Origin of the sequence: Pseudoxanthomonas mexicana, from assembly GCF_014397415.1 — a bacterium.
GTDB classification, from domain to species: Bacteria; Pseudomonadota; Gammaproteobacteria; order Xanthomonadales; family Xanthomonadaceae; genus Pseudoxanthomonas_A; species Pseudoxanthomonas_A mexicana.
Map to the genome: position 1 here is coordinate 449,805 of NZ_CP060731.1, position 17,377 is coordinate 467,181.

Sequence of the window (17,377 nt, forward strand, 5' to 3'; positions counted from 1 at the left end):
CTTGGGAAGCGCGTGCGGACCTACAGGCCGCTGGCCGTCACTTGGCAGGGGACCGTAAAGGTCACGGTCCCGCCGACCGGCAGGGTCGGCACCGCCACGCCCGCCCCCACCAGGCCCGGCAGCGAGGCCGCGCCCGGACAGGCGGCGCCGCCACTGGCGCTGCAGGTGATCGGATTGCCCGAGACCGGGCAGTCCAGGCCGGCACCGGGGGTGTCGCTGACCACCGCGCCATCGGCGGCAAGCGGTCCGGCGTTGGAGACGACGACGGTGAAGCTCGCCACCTGCCCGCTGATCACCGGGCCCGCCGCGGCCGACTTGATCACCGACACGTCGGTCACCTGCCCGCTGTTGGTGACGGAACAGACGATCGCCTGCCCGGCGTGTGCATTCGTGAGGGTCAGCGTGTTCCCGCTCAGGGTGCCGCCGGTGCACGTCCAAGCGCTGGCGGTGTAGGGTCGCGCATTGCCCGCGCCCAGCGTTTCGGACAGGGTGATGACGTTCCCGGGCGCCACCTGCACGGCGGCACCGGTATCGGTCTCGGCGGCACTGTTGGCGACGGACGTGAGCGTGGCGGTGTTCGTGCCGCCGCTGCCCGACAGGGTGGCGGTGTCGTTGACCGCGGCATTGGTCCACGTCTTGGCCAGGGCCAGCGTGGCGGGTGCGGCGTTGCTCAGCGTGCAGGTGATGGTCTGGTTGGCGCGGTAGTTGGCGGACGGAATGGTGACCTGGCGCGCGGCCGTGTCGACGTTGGCAGACACCGTGGCGCCGTTCTGGTCGGTGCAGGCGGCTCCCAGCAGCACATAACCGGAAGGAACGTTGGATTCGGTCAGCGTGATCGCCGCCGCGTGGTCGGTGAGCGGATACGTGTTCGACGCCACGGGCGTGTTCTGCGCCGTCGTGACCAGGTTGAAGGCCTGCGACAGCGCATTGCCGGCCGTGATGCCGAATGTGCCGGTGCCGCCGACGGACTGCTTGCGCACGACCATCTTCGCGCCATCGAAACTCCAGCGCAGTTCGAACTCGTCGCCCGCACCTCGGTCGCCCGCCATGTCCACCGCGAAGGTAAGCCGGGTGATGCCGGTGCCATTGAAGCGGACCGATCCGCAGGCGGTACCGTTCGACGTGGACAGGCATTCTGCCGAACCGGTCCCACCGAACGTCCCGGTCGTCGCGCGCAGGAAGCGGTTCTGCGCCGGCGTCACGGTGAACTGGTTGTTGCCCGACAGTCGCTCCAGCGCTACCGATCCGCCCGTCGCGGTGAATCCGGTCAGTGTCCAGCGCGCGCTGTTCGGCCGGTTGTTGTCGTAGTAGCCGCCAAGGCGATCTACATGCAGCACCGGATTGTCCACCGCCTTGCTGAAGGTGAACACGTAGTTACGCGTGCCGGCATTGTCGTAGACCATCGTCAGCGAGGGACCGCCGTTGACGCCACCGCCGTAGGGGTCGTTCCACCAGTTGGTGTTGTTGAAGGTGCCGGTCGAATAGGCCTCGTCCGCCTGCCCCGTCAATGTCACGGTGATGCCGTTGACGGTGGCACTGGCCGAAGCGGTGCCATTGGTCGTCCAGCCCGTGGTGATCAGCGCCAGCGCGGGGCCGGCCAGCAACAGGCCGACGAGCACCAGGCCGGCCCGGAAGGCGCCAGCCTTTCGGCGCCGCAGCGGCGCGGTCATCGCGGCGTTGGGAGCGTGCGGGTGGCGTGCGGAAGGTGCGCCGCTCGGGCGCAGATCACCATGAGCGCGGTACGACATCGACGAACGGAACCCCTGACGCGTCTGTTGACGAGGCGCTGCCCGGGTCGGACCTCCCTGATGGCCCCGCCTGCCCCTGTGGTGAACCCTCCCCGTGGCGCCGGTCCTGGCGAGGCGGGGTGGATCCAAAGTGTGATCTGTATCTTAACTTACAGACGGCACATTTGATAACCACGTCACAGTTGTGGCCACCAAGAGGCAGCCAACGGGGCGCCGATGTTCCGAACGGGAGATCTACCCGGCGGTGACCGGCCTGAACGGGGAATCCAGCACGACCGGCTGCGAAGGGGACGCATCCTCTGCTCCCATCGCCGCCCGGCATTCGGGCGACTGCTGCCGGGCCTCGCGCTCCTGGCGCCGGTACTCACGCAGGCCCGGGCCGCCCATCGAGAAATCCACGGGGATCGCCACGCGGGTGGCGACGGGCGCTCCGTCGATCTCCTCGGGCACGTAGCGCAACGAGGCCACCCAGGTGCGCAGCGCCTGCTCGAACAGCGGCAGCTGCCCCTCCTGGGCCTCGATCGTCTCCACCGTGGCGCGCCCATCGGTGCCGATCTGCAGCACCACGCGGAACGCGCCCCCCTTGTTCCGCCTCGCGGCCTCGACCGGATAACGCGGCGCCGGATGGAAGTAGCGTCCGTCCGCATAGCCTGGCCCGTTCCAGCCATAGTCCACCGCCAGCCGCATGGCGCCGTCTACCGACGGAACGGCGCACGCATCCACGAAAACGGTCGTGGCGCCCGCACGCGGCTGTTCGCCGGCCCGGGCGGGCTCGAAACGCCATTGCCCCACGCGTTGCGCGATCGCATCGCGGATCACGGCAGGCAGCTTCTGGTCCACGTCCACCTGCTGCGGCACGCCCTGCGCATCCAGCGCGACCCGCGCATGCGCACGGAAGTGGATCGGCTTGGGCGCCGGCTCGGCCGACGCCGCACTGAGGGCCACCATCAGCAGCCCGATTCCCCACATCTTGCGCATGGCTTCTCTCTCCCCAGGGTCGGTCGAAGCATAGCGCCATCCCGACTCAGCGCGCGGGCAGCGGATCTTCCTTGTAGATGGCCACATGCGGCACGCCATCGGCGCCGATCCAGCCGCGGTACATGCCCTCGGTATTGAACGGGAACGCCATGCTGCCATCGGCGCCCAGCGCGATCGCACCGCCATCGCCGCCGGCCTTGGGGATGTCGCGGTTGATCACGCTGTCCGCGGCGCGCGCGAGGCTCTGGCCGGCCAGGCGCACGCGGGCGCAGACCTCGTGCGCGGCGGCGGCACGGATGTAGTACTCGCCCCAGCCGGTACCGGAGAACGCGCAGCGGTCGTCGGCCCAGGTGCCCGCGCCGATGATCGGCGAGTCGCCCACGCGGCCGTAGCGCTTGTTGGTCATGCCGCCGGTCGACGTGCCCGCGGCAAGCTGGCCCTTCGCATCCAGCGCCAGCGCGCCGACCGTGCCGAAGTAGGCCTTGCCCGGCAGGTCCTGCGGCATATTGCTCGCCTGCGCCTGCTGCTCTTCCTTCAACGCGTTCTGCAGCTGCTGCCAGCGCTTTTCGGTGCGGAAGTAGGACGGATCGACCAGGGCGATGCCCTGCTCCTTGGCGAACGCCTCGGCGCCGCCGCCGACCATCATCACGTGGCGCGACCGGTCCATCACCGCGCGCGCCAGGGTGATCGGGTTCTTGACGCGATGCACGCCGGCGACCGCGCCGGCCTTGCCGGTGGCGCCGTCCATGATCGAGGAGTCGAGTTCGTTCCTGCCGTCGTGGGTGAACACCGCACCGCGGCCGGCGTTGAACTGCGGCGCATCCTCCAGCACGGTGATCGCGGCGGTCACGGCCTCCAGCGCGGGCTTGCCCGCCTTCAGCTGCGCGTGCCCTGCGCGCAGTGCCGCTTCCAGTGCGGTGCGCGCGACGGCTTCGTCGGCCGGGGTCATGCCGGCGCGCTCCACGCCCGCACCGCCGTGGATCACCAGCACCGGCGCATCCATCGCCACCAGCACGCCGTTGCGCACCGCGTAGCGACGCTCGGCCGCCGGGTTGTCGACGCGTCCGCTGGGCAGGTGCAGCACGGAATCCACGCCGGCGATGACGGTATCGACGCGGTCCAGGTTCATCGGCTCGTCTTCGACCTGCTTCTGCGCAAAGCCGCCCTTCACCACCGTGGCGCCGGCGCCCGGCGCGGTGGCGTACACGCGCGCGGTGCCGTCGCCTTCCACGGCGACCGCGGCATCCTCGTCCACGCCCAAGCCCAGGATCGGCCTGCCGGCCAGCGACTCGGCCTTGGCGACGAAGGCGATCAGCCGGCCCAGGCGGTTGCGCTCGCTGAAGTGCGTATCGGTGATCACGCCCTTCAGCAGCGCCAGCTGCAGGAAATCCGTCTCGATGGTGTTGTCCGGACCCAGCGGGTCGGCCAGCGCATGCGGGCTGATCACGCTGCCACCGTCCATCGCGCCGTAGAGGTATTCGCCCTGCATGGCCAGGCCGGCGCTGGTGCCGCCCAGCGGCTTGCCCGCGCGCACGTGCGCATCCAGCGCCGCGCCCACCGGCGTGCCGCGCCAGTAGCGCACGTAGCGCGACTGGTCGCCGCCGGCCAGGAAGATGCCGTCGGCGCGCTTCAGGCTGCGCAGCACGGCCGGATCGCTTGCGCTTTCGCGGTCGCTGAAGACGTAGGTTTCCACCGAGGCGATGCCGCCGACCTCGTTGAAGAACTCCTCGCCGATCTCGCCCGCCTGCGAGGCGCGCAGCACCACGATGTGGCCGTTGCCCGCCTTCTTCATGAACCAGCGCATGGCCTCGAAATTGCGGTCGCCGCCCCCCATCAGCAGCAGGCCCGGCTCGACCTTGCCCGGCGTCCTGGCCGACACGTCGCCGAGCACGTAATGGGCGGGCTTGGCCGCGAACGCCGGCAGCGCCGCCGCCAGCAACAGCATGCCCAGCGCACCGCGCCGCACCGCACTAAGGACAGACACCATGCCATGCACTCCACGTCGAAGGTCGCGGCAGGATGCCACGTACCGGTGACTTGTGGAGACGAAGCGGGGCCGCGCTTCCCCCATGCCGCGGCGCGCGCGCTTGGGCTAGAGTGCGGGCATGCCCACTGAATTCGATGCGTGGTTCGTCCGCGAAGTGCTGGTCCATGAACGGGCACTGGCGCTGTTCCTGCAACGTCACTGGCCGCACCGCGACGAATGGCACGACCTGCGCCAGGAGGTCTACGCGCGGGTCTATGAAGCCGCCGGGCGCGTGCGCCCGGACGCGCCCAAGGCCTTTCTGTTCACCACCGCGCGCCACCTGATGACCGATCGCCTGCGCCGCAGCCGGGTGGTGTCGATCGAGCCGGTGGGTGATTTCGAGTCCTCGAACGTCTACCTGATCGACGAGGTGTCGCCCGAGCGCTGGACCGGGACCCGCCAGGCGCTCAAGCGCGTGGTGGAGGCCCTGGACCGACTCCCCGACCGTTGCCGCGAAGTGGTGTGGCTGCGACGCGTGGAGGAGCTGCCGCAGAAGGCGGTCGCCGCGCGCCTGGGCATCAGCGAGAAGACCGTGGAAAAACATCTGGCCAAGGGGATGCGCCTGATCGCCGACCATCTGTACGGTGGCGACGATGCGCACGCGCCGGGCGGGCGCAGGAATGCCCGCCTTGTCATGGACGAGGACGACGGACATGACCGACAGCAAGCGGATTGAACAGCAGGCGGCCGACTGGCTGGTGCGCCGCGACGCGGGAGACTGGGCGCCGCACGACCAGCAGGCGCTGGAGGCATGGCTGTCGGCGTCGGCGCGCCACAAGGTCGCGTTCCTGAGGCTAGAGGCCGCCTGGGCCGAGGCCGGCCGCCTGCAGGCGCTGGCGGCCGGCCTGCCGGCGGGTGGACCGCCGCCGCGCACCGAGGCCGCCGGCCCCGGTGCTCCTGCGCCTGGCCTACCCGACCTGCGCGGCATCACCTTCGCGCCGCGCCATGCGCACGCGCGCCCGGGCCGCTGGCGGCACGGAGTGGCGGCCGCGCTGGCGATGCTGGCGCTGGGCTCGGCGGCATGGGGCGGCTGGCAGCTGACCGGGCGCCAGCAGGCGCACTACGCCAGTGCCGTCGGCCAGGTGCAGACCCTGACCCTGCCGGACGGCTCTCTCGCCACCCTCAGCAGCGACAGCCAGCTCGACGTGCGGATCACCCGCCAAGAACGCCATGTCGCGCTGAAGCGCGGCGAAGCCTTCTTCGACGTGGCCCACGACCGGCGTCGCCCCTTCGTGGTGGAAGCGCAGGGCCGCCGCGTCGCCGCCGTGGGCACCCGCTTCTCCGTGCGCCGCAACCCCGAGGACGTGCGCGTGGTGGTGACCGAGGGCAAGGTGCGCCTTGAAACCCGCATCGGCGACGACGGCCGCGCGCAACCGGTATCCCTGCTGCCGGCCGGCAGCGTGGCCACCGCCGGGCGCAACGGCGTGCTGGTGCGCTCGGTCCCGGTGGCCGATGCCGAACGCTACCTGGAGTGGCGGGAGGGATTCCTGACCTTCGACGACACCTCGCTGGCCGAGGCCGCCGCCGAGTTCAACCGGTTCAATGCACGCAAGCTGGAGCTGGCCGACGCCACGGTGGCCGACCTGCGCGTGGGCGGGAACTTCCGCTGGTCCAATGCCGAGGGCTTCGCGCGCCTGCTGGAACAGGGGTTCCCGGTCCGCGTGGAGCGGCACCCGGAGCGCATCGTCCTGCACGCACGCTAGCGGGCCGCCGCGCCACCGACGAACGTCGCGGGGGGATTTGTCCGGTTCGTTCGTCCTGATGTCCAGAAGGCGCCATTCCGAGCGCCCCGGGGAGAGTCTTCCATGCGGTATCCAATGCGAGTCCTGCTGTTGAGCATGGCCTGTAGCGCGGCGCTGTCCGCGCAGGCCCAGGCGGCGCCCGGCCGCATCGACCTGCCCGCCGGCGAGCTGGCCACGGCGCTGAACACGCTGGCCAAGCAGTCCGGCACGCAGCTGGTGTACCGCGCCGACCAGATGAAGGGCCGTCGCACCACGGGCGTGCAGGGCGCCGCGAACACCGAACAGGCGCTGGAACGGCTGCTCAAGGGCAGCGGCTTCGAAGCCAAGCGCGACGCCTCCGGCGCGGTGCTGATCGTGCAGGCCGCCGCCACCCCGCGTCGTGCCCCGGCGCCGCGTCCCGCGCCTCAGGAGGCGCCTCCCGGCGGCGGTGCCGCACAGGCCGAAGAACCCGTAACCCAGCTGGAGACCCTGCAGGTCACCGGCTCGCGCATCCCGCGTGCGCAGATCGAAGGTCCGGCGCCGATCACGGTGGTGACGGCGGAACAGATCCAGGCCGCCGGCCTGACCTCGGTGCCCGAGGTACTGCGTTCGCTGAGCCAGAACAGCGGCAGCGTGCAGGGCCAGCAGAACACCACCAGCGCCCAGTCCACGCCCGGCGCACAGGCGGTCGACCTGCGTGGCCTGGGCCCCAACCACACGCTGGTGCTGATCAACGGCCGCCGCATCGCCGACTTCCCGCTGCCGCTCAACGGCCGCAGCAACTTCACCGACATCGGCAACATCCCGCTGGGCATGATCGACCGCATCGAAGTGCTGACCGGCAGCGCCTCGGCGGTCTACGGCTCCGACGCCATGGCCGGCGTGATCAACTTCATCCTGAAGAAGTCCACCGACGGCACCATCATCGACTACCGCTACGGCGACACCGAACGCGGTGGCGGCGAATCGCACAAGCTCACCCTGACCACCGGCTTCGAGCGCGATGCGTTCAGCGGCATCGTCGGCGTCGAACTGCTCGACAAGCGCCCGCTGTGGGGCTACGAGCGCAGCAACCAGGACTCCACCCTCGACGCGCCCACCTCGCGCCGGAGCCTGCCGCGGCTCACCGCGCAACGCTACGACTGGGATGACGACGTCCTCATCGGTCCCGACGACGACTGCGCGGCGATGGGCGGCCTGAACGAAGGCACCACCGTGCTCGCGGAAAACCGCTGGGGCGAACCCTACTGCGGCAGCGAGCGCGCCATCGCGTACCGGACCATCCAGAACGAGCGCAAGGGCGTCACCGCGTACGGTTCGTTCGAGTACCGGTTCTCCGACAGCCTGTCGTGGTTTGCCGATGTGCAGGCCGGCCGCCAGGAAGTCAGGCTGCTCACCGGCACCAACGGCAACGACGTGGTCAGCGACGTCATGGGCTGGGAGTTCCACGATCCCAACTCCACGGACAACAACGACAAGGTCTTCTACAACGCCCTCACCGGCCATTACGAGGTCTGGTCCCGCCAGTTCACGCCCGAGGAAATCGGCGGCCTGCGCAACCGCATGAACGTCACCACGCAGAAGACGTTTGCGGTCACCACCGGCCTGCAGGGCGCCTTCGGCGAGGCCTGGAACTGGGAAGCGGCCTACAACCATTCGCAGTACAAGGCGGAAGTGGGCATGCCGCGCATCCGCGCGCAGGCCGCCAACGAGCTGTTCCTCGGCGAACGCCAGGGCTACGACGCCGACGGCTACGCGATCTATAGCCCCGACCCGACGCGCCTGTTCACCCCGCTGACGCCGGCCGAGTTCGCCAGCATCGCGGCGATGTCCACCTTCCGTCCCAAGGCCGACAACGACAACCTCAGCTTCACCCTCGACACGCCGGCGCTGTTCACCCTGCCGGCCGGCGACGTCGGCTTCGCCGCGGCCATCGAGTACGGCCAGCAGTCGTACGAGATCAATCCCGATCCGCTCGCCCTGACCGCCGACGCCTACTACGGCCCGCGCTACGGCGACGGCGAGGGCGATCGCGACCGCTGGAGCGTGGCCGCCGAGTTCCGCATGCCGCTGCTGTCCACCCTGGAAGCCAGCCTGGCCGGCCGCTACGACCGTTACGACTACGGCAACAAGAACCCGGGCAAGTTCACCTACAGCGCGGGCTTGGAATGGCGTCCGCTCGACACGCTGCTGGTGCGCGGCTCCTACGGCACCGGCTTCCGCGCGCCGGACATGCACTACCTGTTCGCCGGCGACGACTACTACCGCACGCTGTCGACCGACTACTACCAGTGCCGCACCGACGAGCCGACCTTCAGCGACGACGAGTGCTACGACGACGGCACGTGGGACATCAACACGTTCGACGTCTACACGGGCAACATGGACCTGGACGTGGAGACCAGCAAGTCGTTCTCCGCGGGCTTCGTGTGGTCGCCGTTCGCCAACTTCGACCTGGCGGTGGACTACTACCGCATCCGCGTGTCCAACCAGGTACAGGCGCAGAGCCGCGAGCAGCTGCGCGTCGACGAGGCCAACTGCCGCCTCGGCACCACCGACAGCGGTGCCGCCGTGGACATCAATTCGCCGACCTGCGTGGACGCCCTCGCGCGGGTGATCCGCGATGCGGACGGCAACATCACCAGCGTCCGCTTCGCGCCGATCAACATCGCCAACGAGGAAACGTCGGGCATCGACGTCACCGCCAACTATCGCCTGCAGACGGCGAACGCGGGCGACTTCCGCTTCACCGGCACCTACACCTGGGCCGACAAGCACACGCGCCAGCAGTATCCGGGCGACCCGGAAGAGGACATGCTGGACGTCAGCTTCAGCGCCACCACGTTGCCGCGGCAGAAGGGCAACCTGGGCGTGAGCTGGGACCGCAACGCCTGGGGAGCCAGCCTGTTCGGCAACTACCTGGGCCGCGTGGCCAACTACGCCAACGACGCCTGGACCAAGGCGACATGGCGCTTCAATGCAGGTGCGCGTTACGACATCAACGACCACCTGCGCGTGTCGCTGACCGTCAACAACTTGCTGGACGACATGCCACCCAAGGACGCCACCTGGGCGAACTATCCGTACTACGACACGTCCTGGTTCGACTCCACCGGCCGCAGCTACTTCCTGCAGGTCACCTGGAAGCTGGGCGGCGAAGCGCTGTAACCCGCAACCCCAGGGAAGGGAGCGAGGCCCGCCGCAAGGCGGGCCTTTTCTTTTCGGACGCCGACGGCCAACCGCTCAGGAGATTCGCGACCCGTCCTCCCGGCGAATGCCGGAACCCCGCGTCTCTGCACGCCTCCCATGCTGCACCGAACGCCCACGAGGCAACCGCGACTTCGTCATCCTGGCGCACGCGCTGGCCCAACTCCGACCAGGTCCAGGCCCCTCGACGCTCACACCGTCCCGCGGTTCTTCCCCTGCCACGGTTGGTACCACGCACGGATCGCAGCCATGTCGGTGTCCATGTCGCCGGTGGGGTAATACACATCGCCGATGCCGATGGTCTTCTCGGGATAGTGGAAGTACGCCATCAGGATGGGTACCTGCGCCTGCTGGGCGATCTTCAGGAAGCCGCCCTTCCACTTGTCCACGCGCTTGCGGGTGCCTTCAGGTGTCAGCGCGAACCACATCCTGTCGGACTGACGGATCATGCGGACCGCCTGTTCCACCGTGCCCTGCGGCGAACTGCGATCCACTGGCACCACGCCCAGCTTGCGCAGCAGCGGCGACAGCGGCCACCAGAACAGCTGCGCCTTGCCCAGCACGCGCACCTGGAAACCCATCGCGATCTTCGCCGCCATGCCCCAGATGCCGTCCCAGTTGGACGAGTGCGGCGCCACGATCATCACCAGCTTGGGGATGTCCGGCAGCGTGCCGACGATCTTCCAGCCGAACACGCGCAGGAAAGTGCGGCCCATCCAGCGGGTGAAGCGGTTGGGCGGCACCTGCGGCATGTTCGGCGGGATGCGCGGGACGATGTCGTGGCTCAAGCGGTTACTCCCATTGGTTCTTCTGCGACCGGCCGCGCTTGACCTCGCTGCGTCCGCGCTTGGCGTCCAGCCGGCGCGCCTTGGCCGCGCGCGAGGGCTTGGTGGCGATGCGCTTCTTCGGCACCACCAGCGCCGCGGCGATCAGCGCGGCCAGGCGCTCGCGCGCGTCTTGTCGATTGCGGTCCTGCGTGCGGAAACGTTGCGCGTCGATCACCAGCACGCCTTCGTCGGTGAGGCGGCGGTCGCGCCGGGACAGCAGCCGCTCGCGCAGGGCGTCGGGCAGCGACGGCGAACCGGCCACGTCGAAGCGCAGCTCCACCGCGGTGGCGACCTTGTTGACGTTCTGCCCGCCCGCGCCGCTGGCGCGCACGAACCGTTCGACGAGTTCGTTGTCCGGTATCGACAGCGTCGGCGTGATCTCGAGTGCGGTGCTCCCCATGCGCGGATTGTAGTCAGGATGCGGGGCCGTTCGCAGCGCGCTGGCGCCCCGATCGTCGTCGATTAACACCAGATTTACTCCCGGACAGGCACCCTACGACCCTGTTCCACGCCGTCCACGCCGCATGCCCCACCCTACGTCGACCACGGCCCGCGCCCTGTCCCGCCTCCTGATCGCTCTCGCCCTGGCGGCGTCCGCACCGACCTTCGCCGCCGAGCCCACCGACGCGGACATCGACCGCCTGCTCAAGGCATCGCGCGCCGAAAGCCTGCTCGCGGGCGTGGTGCCGCAGATGGAGGCGGTGCAGCAGCAGGAGTTCGACAAGCACTTCGCCGGCAAGGAGATGACCGAAGAGCAGAAGGCCGAGGTGGCCCGCATCCAGGCCAAGACCCAGGAGATCGTGCGCAAGGCGCTGTCGTGGGAAGAGATGCGCCCGGTGTACCTGGACGTCTACAAGAAGACCTACACGCGCGAGGACGTGCGGGCGATCACCAAGTTCTACGAAAGCGCCGCCGGCCAGCGCATGCTCGACAAGAATCCGGCGCTGATGCAGAACATCATGACCGCCGTGCAGCAGAAGATGGTACCGATGCTGGACGAGCTGCAGGCCGAGATCAAGAACATCCCGGTCACGCCGCCGCCCCCGGTTTCGCCACCCCAGAAGCGACGCCGGACGCGCTGACGCCTGAGTAGGCGTTTATGGCGTGGGAGCGACGTAAGTCGCGATGCTTTACCGGTAACGCCTCATCGCGACTTACGTCGCTCCCACAGACCGCCATCCCACACTGCGCGCTCAAAGCACCAGTTGGTCGCGCGGCGGCAACCGCCAGTCGATAGGCGACAGTCCCCGCTGCGCCAGGTACTGGTTGGTGGCGCCGAAGTGCCCGCATCCCAGGAAACCACGATGCGCCGACAGCGGCGAGGGATGCGGCGCGCGCAGCACGCGGTGCCGGCGCGTGTCGATCACCTTGCCCTTGGCCTGCGCGTAGCTGCCCCACAGCAGGAACACCAGCCCTTCGCGCTCACGCGCCAGCGTCTCGATGGCGTGGTCGGTGAAGCCTTCCCAGCCCTTGCCCTGGTGGGCGCCGGCACGTCCTTCTTCCACCGTCAGCACGGCATTGAGCAGCAGCACGCCCTGGCGCGCCCACGACAGCAGGCAGCCATGGTCCGGCGGCGCGATGCCCAGGTCGGCATTGAGCTCCTTGAAGATGTTCGCCAGCGACGGCGGCACCGGCACGCCGGGCAGCACCGAGAAGCACAGCCCGTGCGCCTGCCCGGGGCCGTGGTAGGGGTCCTGGCCCAGGATCACCACTTTCACCGCGTCGAACGGCGTGGCGTCGAAGGCCGCGAAGATCTGCGGCCCCGGCGGATAGATGCGCGCGCCCGCGGCCTTGCGCTGGCGCAGGAACGCGGACAGCTCGCGCATCTCCGGCCGCTGCAGCCAGTCGCCGATGCGCGCCTTCCAGGAAGGCTCCAGCCTGATGCGGTCTTCTTCGGTCATGCCGGACGCACGCGCCTCAGACCAGCGCGCGCGATGCGTCCATGCGCGCCAGACGCAGCTGGAACAGGACCTTGGTCACCAGCAGGCGCTCGGCGATCGGCTTCAGCACGAGGTCGTTGGCGCCGGCCTGCAGCAGCTCGGCCTGGTTGTCGCGATTGCTGTCGCCGGTCATCACCAGGATCGGCAGGCGCCGCTTGCCGTAGGCGAAATCCACGCGGATGCGCTGCACGATGTCGCGCCCGCTCAGCTCGCCCTTCAGGATCACGTCGGTCAGTACCAGGTCGAACTTGTGCGTGGACAGGCCCAGCGATTCGGCGGTAAGCAGGGCGAACGCATCCTCCGCCTTCAGCACGTGCACCACGTTGAGCGACTGACGCTCCAGCATGCGCCGCGTGGTCTCGGCCACCACGCGGCTGTCCTCGATGTAGAGGATCGTCGCACCCACCACCGGCTCGGGCTGCACGTAGCCGCGGATGAAGGTCGCCAGCGCCTCGTGGCCCAGCGCCTTGTCGAAATAATCGGTGACGAACTCGGTGAAGCGGCGCTCTTCTAGGTGCTGCTGGGCATCGCCGGACACCACGATCACCGGCACATAGGCCTGGCCCGCCGCCTCGCGCACGCTGCGCGCGATCTCCAGCCCGTCGCCGTCGGGCAGCGCCAGGGCGGTGGTGACCAGGTGCACTTCGCCCTGTTCCAGCGCGACGCGCGCCTCGGCGATGCTGGAGCAGCCGATCACCTGCACCCCCGGCACTTCGCGCTGCAGCACGTCGGCGATCAGCTTGCGCACCAGCTTCGACCCATCCACCACCATTACGCGGGGCGCGTCGCTGATCAGATGCCGGAGCTCTTGGGCCATGAAGATGCGGAAGTCAGGTGGCAGTCGGGCGAGTCTGACGCAAGAAGTGGCCGGTCACCAGCCATGCGCCCAGCCAGCCCACGATCGTGGCCGCCAGGACCACGAGCGCAGCACCCAGCGGATCCAGCCCTGACAGCGTGAACGGGCTGCCATAGCTGCGCGCCAGCGCGGCCAGCGGATCACGCAGCGCCAGCGCTGCCAGCGTCAGCAGTCCCAGGGCCAGCGCACCGGCCGCCAGGCCATACCAGGCCCCCAGGTAGACGAAAGGCCGGCGGATGAAGCCGTCGCTGGCACCCAGCAACTGCAGCACGCCGATCTCCTCGCGCCGCGACTGGATGTCCAGGCGCACGGTATTGCCCACCACCAGCAACGCACCCAGCCCGAACAGGGCGGCCAGCACCCAGGTCAGGCGCTCACCGAACCCCATCCAACCGGTCAGACGTTCGCGCCAGGCCGCATCGTGCTGCAGCAGGTCCGTTTCCGGCAACGCCTCCAGCGCGGTGACCAGCCGCGCCTCATCGCCCTGCGGCACCACCACCAGCAGGGCCGGCAGCGGATTGCCGTCCAGCAGGTCCAGCGAATCGGCCAGTCCGCTGCGCTGGCGGAACTCGGCCAGGCCCTGGTCGGGGGTGCGCAACTCCACGCTGGCCACGTCGTCGCGCGCGCGCAGCGTTTCCGCCAGCGCCTGCGCGCGCGCCACCGGCGTCTCGGGCGTCAGGAACAGGTCGATCTCGCGCGACTGCTGCACATCGCCGGCGAAGTGGCCCACGTTCTGCAACGCCAGCCACAGGCCCAGCGGCAGCGCGAACGCCACCGCCATCACGCCGACGGTCAGCAGCGTGGCCCACGGGCGGCGCACGGCCCGTCCCAGGCTGGATACGACACTGTAGAGATGCTGGTCCAGCCAGATGCCTGCACCGGAGCGCGCCTGCGCACGGCTGTTCTTCGCGTCGCTCATTCGGCCAGATCCGCCGGGGAAATGTCGTCGACCAGCTTGCCGTGGTCGAGGATCAGCACGCGCTTCTTCATCCGCTTCAGCAGCGACAGATCGTGGCTGACCACCAGCACGCTGGTGCCGCGCTCGGGCATGGAGGCGAACAGCGACATGATCTCCGCCGCCAGTGTGGGGTCGAGGTTGCCGGTGGGCTCGTCCGCCACCAGCAGGCGCGGCTCGGCGACGATGGCGCGTGCGATGCCCACGCGCTGCTGCTCGCCGGCGGAGAGCTGCGTGGGCAGCGCATTCTCCCGGTGGCCAAGCCCCAGCCGCGCCAGCACCTCGCGCACCCGCTTGCCGATATCGCCCCGGCGGTCGCCGCGCAGGATCAGCGGCAGCGAGACGTTTTCCATCACCGTGCGGTCGGTGAGCAGGCGATGATCCTGGTAGACCGCGCCCACCTCGCGACGATGCAGCGGGATACGGCCGCCACGCACCTTCAGCAGGTTCCTGCCACCAAACACCACCGCACCGCGGCTGGGCCGCTCGCTCAGGTGGATCAGTTTCAGCAACGTGCTCTTGCCCGCGCCGGAATGCCCGGTGACGAACAGCATCTCGCCTTCGGCCACCTCGAAGCTGACGTCCTCCAGCGCCGCGTGGCCGCCGGGGTACTGCTTGCTGACGTTTTCGAATCGCAGGACGCTCATGTGCGCCGATTATGCCGGACCGACGAAGACGCTGGCGATGCCGACGCGCAAAGAAAAAGCCGGGACATGCCCGGCTTTTCCACGACACGCACGATGGCCAGGCTCAGCCGCCAGATACCAGCGCGCGGATCTTGCGTCCCAGCCGGGTCAGGAAACCCGCATTGTCGTCGGCAGGCTTCGGTGCGGCGACCGGCTTGGGTGCGGCCGGTGCGACATTCACCACGGCGCCCTCGGCCCCTTCCAGTGGACGGCCATGACGACGGCGACGGCGCTTGCGTGGCTTTCGCTCGCCTTCGGGCAGCGCGGCGGCCTCGGGACGCGGCACGGCAGCGGCGGGCGCCACCGGTGCGGCCGCCTCGCCTTCGGGGCGCGGCGCACGCGGTGCGCGCGGCGGGCGCGGCTTGCCGTCGGCCGAACGCGGACCGTCGCGGCGGGTACCGTCGCGACGACCGGCACCGCCGGCGCCACCGGGCTTGCGGCCACCCCCACGGCGTTCTTCGTCGGCGGCCTTCTGTTCGCGCGCCTCGCGGAAGATCTGGCCGATGCTTTCTTCTTCGTCATCGCCTTCGCCTGCCACCGGCTTCGGACGCTCCGGACGCGGCAGCGCCGTCAGCAGTTCCGCGGTGACCGGCTCGGACGGGATCTTCTGCTCGATATAGGCCTCGATGTCGGGCAGCGACATCGCATAGCGCTCACACGCGAAGCTGATCGCATCGCCCTCGGCGCCCAGGCGAGCGGTGCGGCCGATGCGGTGCACATAGTCCTCGGCATCGAACGGCAGGTCGAAATTGAACACGTGCGACACGCCATCGATATGCAGGCCGCGCGCGGCCACGTCGGTGGCCACCAGCAGTTCCAGCTGGCCGGCCTGGAACTTCTTCAGCAACGACTCGCGCTTCTTCTGCGGCACGTCGCCGGACAGCACGCCGACGCGGTAGCCGGCGCGCTCCAGCGCGCGCGCCACGCGCTCGACGAAGGCCTTGGTGTTGACGAACACCATGGTGCGCGCGCCCTCGCTGCGCGACAGCAGGCCGATCAGCAGCGGGATCTTCTCCTCGTCGGCCGGGTAGTACAGCTTCTGCCGCACCTTGGCCGCGGTGATGAACTCGGTCTCGACGACGAGCTTCTCCGGCTCGTTCATGTGCTCGTAGGCCAGTTCCAGCACGCGGTGCGAGAGGGTGGCCGAGAACAGCAGCGTCTGCCGGGTGGTGCGCTCGGGCATGCGCCGCAGCAGGAAACGGATGTCCTTGATGAAGCCCAGGTCGAACATGCGGTCGGCTTCGTCCAGCACGCACACCTCGCAGGCGTGCAGGCTGACCACCTTGTGCTGCTTGACGTAGTCGATCAGCCGGCCGGGCGTGGCGATGATGACGTCCACGCCCTTCTGCAGCAGTTCGCGCTGCTTGTCGTAGTCCACGCCGCCATAGACCAGGGCGAAGCGCAGGCCCAGGTCGGCGCCGAACTTCACCGCGTCCTTGTGGATCTGGATGGCCAGTTCGCGCGTGGGCGCCAGGATCAGCGCGCGCGGATCCTCGGGCTTGCGCTCGGCCAGCGCCGGGCGGCTCAGCAGGCGGTTCATCACCGCCACCAGGAACGCCAGCGTCTTGCCGGTGCCGGTCTGCGCCTGGCCGGCGACATCGCGCCCCGCCAGGGCGACCGGCAACGTCATCGCCTGGATCGGCGTGCAGCGGGAGAAACCTGCGCCTTCCAGCCCGGCGAGCAGCGCCGGATGCAGGTCGAACGAGGAGAACGTGATGTCGGTTAACGGTTTGTCGCTCATGCCTTCTTCTTTTGCGTCGCTGTGTTCCGCGCGCGTGTGGTGTGAATGCGGTGGGTGTGCTTGCATCGGCCGAACCGGCGTCGCACACTGCGCCCCCTGTGCCGGGTTGCGCGACCACCTGGGTAACCTTGAAAAGGTCGCGGAACGCCCCAGTTTACCCCAATCGTGGAGGCCGTCCCGGCCCGAACCCGTCCGCGCCCGTCCGCGGACCCCGCAGGAGATCCCCGTGAGCGACAAAGTGACCCACGTCGGCGATGCCGATTTCGACGCCGCCGTGCTGCAGTCCGGCGAGCCGGTGCTGGTGGACTTCTGGGCCGAATGGTGCGGCCCCTGCAAGATGATTTCGCCGGTCCTGGACGAACTGGCCGAGACCTACGGCGGCAAGCTGAAGGTCGCCAAGGTCAACGTGGACGAGAACCGCGCCACCGCCATCAAGTACCACGTGCGGTCCATCCCGATGCTGCTGCTGTTCAAGGACGGCCAGATCCAGGCCACCCAGATCGGTGCCGTCGGCAAGGGCCAGCTGACCCAGATGATCGACAAGGCGCTGGGCTCCCAGGCCGCCTGAACCGCTGGCGCCCCGCATGGCGGGGCGCGCTGGCTGAATCCGCTTGAACCCGCCGTGGCGGCCCGGCTTGCCGCCACCCAGACCCGGTGATAGTGTCGAACCCGAATTCCGGCGCAGGGGATGC

At 69.3% G+C, this 17,377-nt stretch carries 15 protein-coding genes and 1 pseudogene; 5 read left to right on the top strand and 11 right to left on the bottom strand.

Annotated elements, in window-relative coordinates:
• Positions 1-20: 20 nt before the first annotated feature.
• From IAE60_RS02210 to IAE60_RS18710, 4 genes and pseudogenes are all read right to left on the bottom strand, one after another.
• The gene (locus IAE60_RS02210; RefSeq protein WP_187573695.1) at positions 21-1,670 is read right to left on the bottom strand and encodes a prealbumin-like fold domain-containing protein; all 1,650 of its coding nucleotides are present in this window, start codon (positions 1,668-1,670) and stop codon (positions 21-23) included.
• A gap of 312 nt (positions 1,671-1,982) precedes the next feature.
• The gene (locus IAE60_RS02215; protein WP_187573696.1) at positions 1,983-2,726 is read right to left on the bottom strand and encodes an energy transducer TonB; all 744 of its coding nucleotides are present in this window, start codon (positions 2,724-2,726) and stop codon (positions 1,983-1,985) included.
• 46 nt (positions 2,727-2,772) lie between these two features.
• Positions 2,773-3,729 (bottom strand): isoaspartyl peptidase/L-asparaginase family protein, encoded by a 957-nt coding sequence (locus IAE60_RS18705; protein ID WP_244966694.1) that lies wholly within the window; start codon positions 3,727-3,729, stop codon positions 2,773-2,775.
• 270 nt (positions 3,730-3,999) lie between these two features.
• Positions 4,000-4,797: pseudogene (locus IAE60_RS18710) on the bottom strand (cyanophycinase); the annotation flags it as partial.
• Positions 4,798-4,831: 34 nt separating this feature from the next.
• On the opposite strand from IAE60_RS18710, the gene IAE60_RS02225 reads away from it, so the two are divergent.
• From IAE60_RS02225 to IAE60_RS02235, 3 genes are all read left to right on the top strand, one after another.
• Positions 4,832-5,428, top strand: coding sequence for an RNA polymerase sigma factor (locus IAE60_RS02225; RefSeq protein WP_185894457.1), 597 nt, complete (start codon positions 4,832-4,834; stop codon positions 5,426-5,428).
• The gene (locus IAE60_RS02230) at positions 5,406-6,455 is read left to right on the top strand and encodes a FecR family protein (RefSeq protein ID WP_187573698.1); all 1,050 of its coding nucleotides are present in this window, start codon (positions 5,406-5,408) and stop codon (positions 6,453-6,455) included. Before IAE60_RS02225 ends, IAE60_RS02230 begins: the two co-directional genes overlap by 23 nt.
• 135 nt (positions 6,456-6,590) lie before the next feature.
• Positions 6,591-9,641, top strand: a complete 3,051-nt coding sequence (locus tag IAE60_RS02235) for a TonB-dependent receptor (RefSeq protein ID WP_244966638.1) — start codon at positions 6,591-6,593, stop codon at positions 9,639-9,641.
• A 230-nt stretch (positions 9,642-9,871) separates the two neighbouring features.
• Here the strand turns inward: IAE60_RS02235 and IAE60_RS02240 are convergent, their stop codons facing one another.
• Positions 9,872-10,432, bottom strand: a complete 561-nt coding sequence (locus IAE60_RS02240; protein ID WP_162111245.1) for a lysophospholipid acyltransferase family protein — start codon at positions 10,430-10,432, stop codon at positions 9,872-9,874.
• 40 nt (positions 10,433-10,472) lie between these two features.
• Complete coding sequence (arfB, locus tag IAE60_RS02245) at positions 10,473-10,907, bottom strand: alternative ribosome rescue aminoacyl-tRNA hydrolase ArfB (RefSeq protein WP_187573700.1); 435 nt, start codon at positions 10,905-10,907, stop codon at positions 10,473-10,475.
• 124 nt (positions 10,908-11,031) lie between these two features.
• Between arfB and IAE60_RS02250 the strand changes: the two genes are divergently transcribed.
• Complete coding sequence (locus IAE60_RS02250) at positions 11,032-11,589, top strand: DUF2059 domain-containing protein (RefSeq protein ID WP_187573701.1); 558 nt, start codon at positions 11,032-11,034, stop codon at positions 11,587-11,589.
• 111 nt (positions 11,590-11,700) lie between these two features.
• Here IAE60_RS02250 and ung read toward each other — a convergent pair whose 3' ends face one another.
• The 5 genes from ung to rhlB form a co-directional block, all read right to left on the bottom strand.
• Positions 11,701-12,408, bottom strand: a complete 708-nt coding sequence (gene ung, locus IAE60_RS02255; protein WP_187573702.1) for a uracil-DNA glycosylase — start codon at positions 12,406-12,408, stop codon at positions 11,701-11,703.
• 16 nt (positions 12,409-12,424) lie between these two features.
• Positions 12,425-13,264, bottom strand: a complete 840-nt coding sequence (locus IAE60_RS02260) for a response regulator (protein ID WP_185894463.1) — start codon at positions 13,262-13,264, stop codon at positions 12,425-12,427.
• 13 nt (positions 13,265-13,277) lie between these two features.
• Positions 13,278-14,222 carry a permease-like cell division protein FtsX gene (gene ftsX / locus IAE60_RS02265; protein WP_187573703.1) on the bottom strand — a complete coding sequence of 315 codons (945 nt, stop codon included), beginning with the start codon at positions 14,220-14,222 and terminating at the stop codon, positions 13,278-13,280.
• Positions 14,219-14,905 (bottom strand): cell division ATP-binding protein FtsE, encoded by a 687-nt coding sequence (gene ftsE / locus IAE60_RS02270; RefSeq protein WP_162111233.1) that lies wholly within the window; start codon positions 14,903-14,905, stop codon positions 14,219-14,221. Before ftsE ends, ftsX begins: the two co-directional genes overlap by 4 nt.
• Before the next feature lie 103 nt (positions 14,906-15,008).
• Positions 15,009-16,685, bottom strand: a complete 1,677-nt coding sequence (rhlB, locus tag IAE60_RS02275) for an ATP-dependent RNA helicase RhlB (protein WP_187573704.1) — start codon at positions 16,683-16,685, stop codon at positions 15,009-15,011.
• A gap of 226 nt (positions 16,686-16,911) precedes the next feature.
• Here rhlB and trxA point away from each other — a divergent pair, with 226 nt between their 5' ends.
• Positions 16,912-17,253, top strand: a complete 342-nt coding sequence (trxA, locus tag IAE60_RS02280; protein WP_062350453.1) for a thioredoxin TrxA — start codon at positions 16,912-16,914, stop codon at positions 17,251-17,253.
• The last annotated feature ends 124 nt before the right edge of the window (positions 17,254-17,377 follow it).